The sequence below is a fragment of the Phocaeicola faecicola genome (assembly GCF_013618865.1).
GTDB lineage: Bacteria > Bacteroidota > Bacteroidia > Bacteroidales > Bacteroidaceae > Phocaeicola > Phocaeicola faecicola.
Window position 1 is genome coordinate 1 of sequence record NZ_JABSOE010000123.1, and the last position, 4,237, is coordinate 4,237.

The window sequence follows — 4,237 nt, forward strand, 5'->3', positions numbered from 1 at the left end:
GCTTCACTCCCCGTTTGGTTTCCCATTCGGATAAGTCGGTTTGGGATAGGTTTCTTAATTGGAATACTAACCTAATCACTTGCCAGTGTGATTATTATCAAGCCCCTATTATGGGCGCACTGAATGTGTAAAAATTCCCGTCTTCCGTAATGACCGACATGTTGGTCTCCTGTCTGAAATCTCGTGTCGTGGCCTTCACACGGATCACATTCTCCGCCCCGTCCGCCTTTCCGGCGATAAGGTCCGTAGAACCAAGGTCCACATACTTTACCGGAGCCGGAAATATGATATGCACCGTCTTGTCATACGTTATTTCCAGCCCATGCGGGGGAATCATCTGGCTGAAACCTATTTTTCTGGTCAGTCCCTCATAATAGTCCCCGCTGCTCTGCTGCGCCCCGGCAGCCAAAACGCCCGTCAAAAGGGCAAACATCATCAGAATCTTCTTCATAATACGCTTTTCTTGTAGGTTGAATAATGGTTTTCTTTTCATCGGTCAGGAGAATGAAGCAACAGCTTATGTCCGGCTTTCAGGGTAATTTTTACAGTGCGCATCTTCTTGGTGATGTACTGTGACACACCCTGTATCACACCTTTACCCAAATCAGAGGCTATTTGTGCCCCGGCATCGGTGGAAATGTTGATACTGCTGTTCATCGAGCTGCCCATATTGGCGGCTATCTCGCGTGCGGCATCATATTCCATCGAGTTCGGAACAAGAATACCCAGCTGTCCGTCAGCGTCATACACCTCCAGTTCCACCGGAAGCACGGTCCCTTTGTATTCCACTGCGGTAATCCGTATATCCAGCCGTTCCCCCTCAATACGTGTTCCGCCGACAAGCACCGTCCCCCTTGGAATGAAGCGGTCATCCACCACCATCGGCTCCAGCAGACGGATGCGCAAAGCCTGTCCGTCCGACACGGTCTGCGTTCCGTGCACGCATGCCCCGATGGTATTCTTGTCCGAAGTGAGCGTTTTACCGATCGGGGTATGGAAATCCGTGTTCCTTTCCCCCGTAAAGGTAACGATGAATTCCTCGTCGCTCACCGGTCTCGAAAGGGAGGACACCACCTGGTGTCTCATCCGCTTCACGGGCATGGCTGCCGTATGTTCCCTCTTGTCCGCCACCGAAGAAGCGTGTGAGGAGGCAGTCTTCCCGTTGTACCGGGCTGCCAGCTCATAGGATTTTTCCATCAGTGCCATTTTCTCCTCCATCGCGCTCTCCTTTACAGGGGTGTCCTGCTGCTTCCGCTCCAGTTCTTCGATACGCCTCAGCAGTTCCTCTTTTTCCGAATCCTGATAGGTTTCGGAATAAAAACCGTCCAACGTGCGGTTCATGTCCCGATAGGCATTTACCGAAGATTGGGACGAACTGCGTGAAACCGTCATTTTCTCAGGCTCCCTCTCCGGCTTCACGGATATTTCGGGAATCCGTACCGTATCCTTCTTTTCCTTGCCGAACAGTGAAGCCATTTCCTGGAAGGTTCCATGACGCTGTTTTTCCTTTTCCGCCATCTCTTCCCTCTCATAGGCCTCCACCTTGTTGCCCTGTATCTTCCGGTCTTCGGGAGAAGGGATATTGGTATTGAATCCCTTACCTTCCGTCTGTCTCTCCAGCTCTTTCCCCGAAGGGGAGTATATCAGCCAAAGACAACCGGCAAACAGCAGGACGAACAGCGGATAGACAACGAATCTGGCCCGCTTGCGCTTCTGTTCTTCCGTCAGCGGCTTTTTATTCCCTGTAGAGGGAATCCTTAACTGTTTCCTGATTTTCTGGATGTCCATTTTCATAAAATTGGGGTGAATGTTCATTGGTTTCTTCTTTTATCAAATCCAACGGCAGTATATGTCCGGTATCCGGTCCACTGCCGCCATTCCTGCCGAAATCATGCAGCGATGCACCGATGGTACAGATGCAGCCCACCAGAAAAGGCAGGAACATCGCCAGAAGAAGGCACATCCGCTGCCGTTCCGTAAGCCTGTGGCAGAACAGCCTTAACCGTAAGTCTGCCCGTTTCAAAAAAATGCTCTTTTCTTTCATCGTTCCGTACTTCTTAAATCCTTGTTCTCCAGTATCACCAGATGTTCGATGATGAACCCGTTCGGATTGTCGTCAGAGCGTGAGGTGTTCTGAAGCTCACATCTCGTTACAAGCGAACGTTCCGTCACGTTGCTTTCACGGATAATCATCTGTCTGGCATACGTCGTCGCCTTGTAGGGATAACCCGTAAAGTCGCACACCACACTGTCCACTTGCAGCATCTGGTTGATATTTCCTGAAATCAACCGGTTGTAATACCCTTTTTCTGCAAAATCCACATAGTAATGGTAGGCACTCTTGTCGGCAAGTTGCAGCGCACGGTTTATGTTATGCTCGATGGCGTCTTTCTGCGGGGAAAGCCCGAAGAAGAGTTCATGGAAGCGCCGCACATGTTCCCTCGCTTCCGCCGGGCGGTTTTGGGACAAATCCTGCGAAAGGGCCAGCATGAGCGACTTTCCTCCGTCAAGTACATAGATCTTCTCCCGTTGCTTTTCGGCAAAGTGATAGGAGCTCCACAGCGCATAGCCGGTAACAAGCGTGCAACAGCCGGCAAAGACCAGAAGCATTGTACGGATGCGCCTGAAGCTGCTCTCGATGTTTGTCAAAGACTTGAATTCCATAAAATACTGTTTCTTGTTTTCTATTTGCCTCTCAAACGTCCTCCTATATTTCCCAAAGCGGAACCGGCCGCACCCGCGACAAATCCGCCTCCCTTCACGGCACTCCTGTTAAGGTTGCGGTTGTAGTTTCCTCCGCCTCCGGCCTGCACGATCCAGCCCGCCACTGTCGGAACGGTGAAATAACCGACAATCCCGATAAGCATGAAAATGATATACACGCTGTTGGAGTTGTCAATCGAATAGTCGGGGTTGTTCTGCAACTCGATGATGTCTTTCTGGAGCATGAGCACCTGTATCTTCGCAAGCATGCAGCTGAACAGGTCGCTCACCGGCAACCACAGGTAAACCGAAATATACCGGGTAAACCATTGGGCAAGCGTGGACTGGAAACCGTCCCACACACTGAAAGCGAAAGCTATCGGACCGAGAATCGAAAGTACCACAAGGAAAAAGGTCCTGACGGTATCAATCAGCAGCGAAGCCGCCTCAAAAAGCAGTTCCAGCAAGCTGCGGAAAGCGTCCCTGACACTTTTTTCCAGATTGTAAACCCCCACCTCCATATACATGCCCAGACGTACGGCCGTGTCGCCGGGGCTCCAGCCAAGTTCGTCAATCTGGCGGTCAAACTCCTCGTCGCTGACCAGATAGGCGGTTTCGGGATTCCGCAACATGGATTCCCTCTCCAGCCTGTCCCTCTGTTCCATGTATTTTTCCATGTCCATTGTCTGTTCCTCCAGCATACTGTGCGTACCTTGCACGACAAGCCCCAGCACATTGTTCATTGTACCCAGCACCAGTGTCGGGAACAGCAGGATACAGATGCCGATGGCAAAAGGGCGCAGCAGGGGATAAACGTCTATCGGTTCGGCACGTGCCAGCGACTGCCATACCCGGACGGCGACATAAAACAGGGCTCCCAGTCCGGCAAGTCCCTTGCCCACATCCATCATGTCACTGCAAAGGGGCATCATTTCCTTATACAAGCTCTCCAGTATGGCATGGAGATTGGTAAAATCTATCGACAGCAATACCATAGGCTACCAGTATTTTGAATTTGCATCCCCATAGAGCTTCATGACACGGTCCAAGTCATTCTTCCTCTTGGCACGCAGATAGCTTACGGCGATATTCTTGTTCGTATAATAACTCACCAGGTTACGGTATCGGCGCATGTTGCGATAACATTCGTCCACCACATCCATGCGGTCCTTGTCCGTCATGGAGAGCGTACTCACGTTGACTACCTGTTTCAAGTCCTGCAACACGCCGTTGCTTTCCTTCAGAATCTGGGTATAGCCGAAAGCGATGGCATCCAGTTCCCTGGCCGAAAAGTTCACGTCGCCCATCATCTTCTGGAAATTCGTCACATAGATATCCGACACGTCACCCACCATCAGGATGGTTTCCTGAACCTTTCGGGCATCACGCACCAGACTGTTCACGGCCTTGAGCGGTAGGCTAAGCATCCAACGCCCTGCCGTATTACTACGGTGGGTTTTCGGAAGCTCGCCCCCAAACCGGACGTACACGTCTCCGCGTATCCGGCTTTCTACTAATAATATCAATCTATTCA

The 4,237-nt window shown here is 51.2% G+C and carries 5 protein-coding genes and 1 pseudogene; all 6 read right to left on the reverse strand.

Annotation, left to right across the window (positions count from 1 at the left end; genetic code table 11):
• Positions 1-118: 118 nt before the first annotated feature.
• Positions 119-451, reverse strand: a pseudogene (locus tag H3001_RS18745) (DUF4138 domain-containing protein); the annotation flags it as partial.
• A gap of 38 nt (positions 452-489) precedes the next feature.
• Positions 490-1,794 (reverse strand): conjugative transposon protein TraM, encoded by a 1,305-nt coding sequence (gene traM, locus H3001_RS18750; RefSeq protein WP_181215756.1) that lies wholly within the window; start codon positions 1,792-1,794, stop codon positions 490-492.
• A complete protein-coding gene (locus H3001_RS19825) occupies positions 1,736-2,044 on the reverse strand; it encodes a TraL conjugative transposon family protein (RefSeq protein ID WP_394367820.1) in 309 nt (102 codons plus the stop codon). The genes traM and H3001_RS19825 overlap by 59 nt, the downstream gene beginning before the upstream one ends.
• A complete protein-coding gene (traK, locus tag H3001_RS18760) occupies positions 2,041-2,664 on the reverse strand; it encodes a conjugative transposon protein TraK (RefSeq protein ID WP_181215758.1) in 624 nt (207 codons plus the stop codon). Before traK ends, H3001_RS19825 begins: the two co-directional genes overlap by 4 nt.
• 20 nt (positions 2,665-2,684) lie before the next feature.
• Positions 2,685-3,698, reverse strand: coding sequence for a conjugative transposon protein TraJ (gene traJ / locus H3001_RS18765; protein ID WP_181215759.1), 1,014 nt, complete (start codon positions 3,696-3,698; stop codon positions 2,685-2,687).
• Between the two features lie 3 nt (positions 3,699-3,701).
• Positions 3,702-4,237, reverse strand: a 536-nt coding sequence (locus H3001_RS18770) for a hypothetical protein (protein ID WP_449579123.1), incomplete at its 5' end; no start/stop codon positions are given.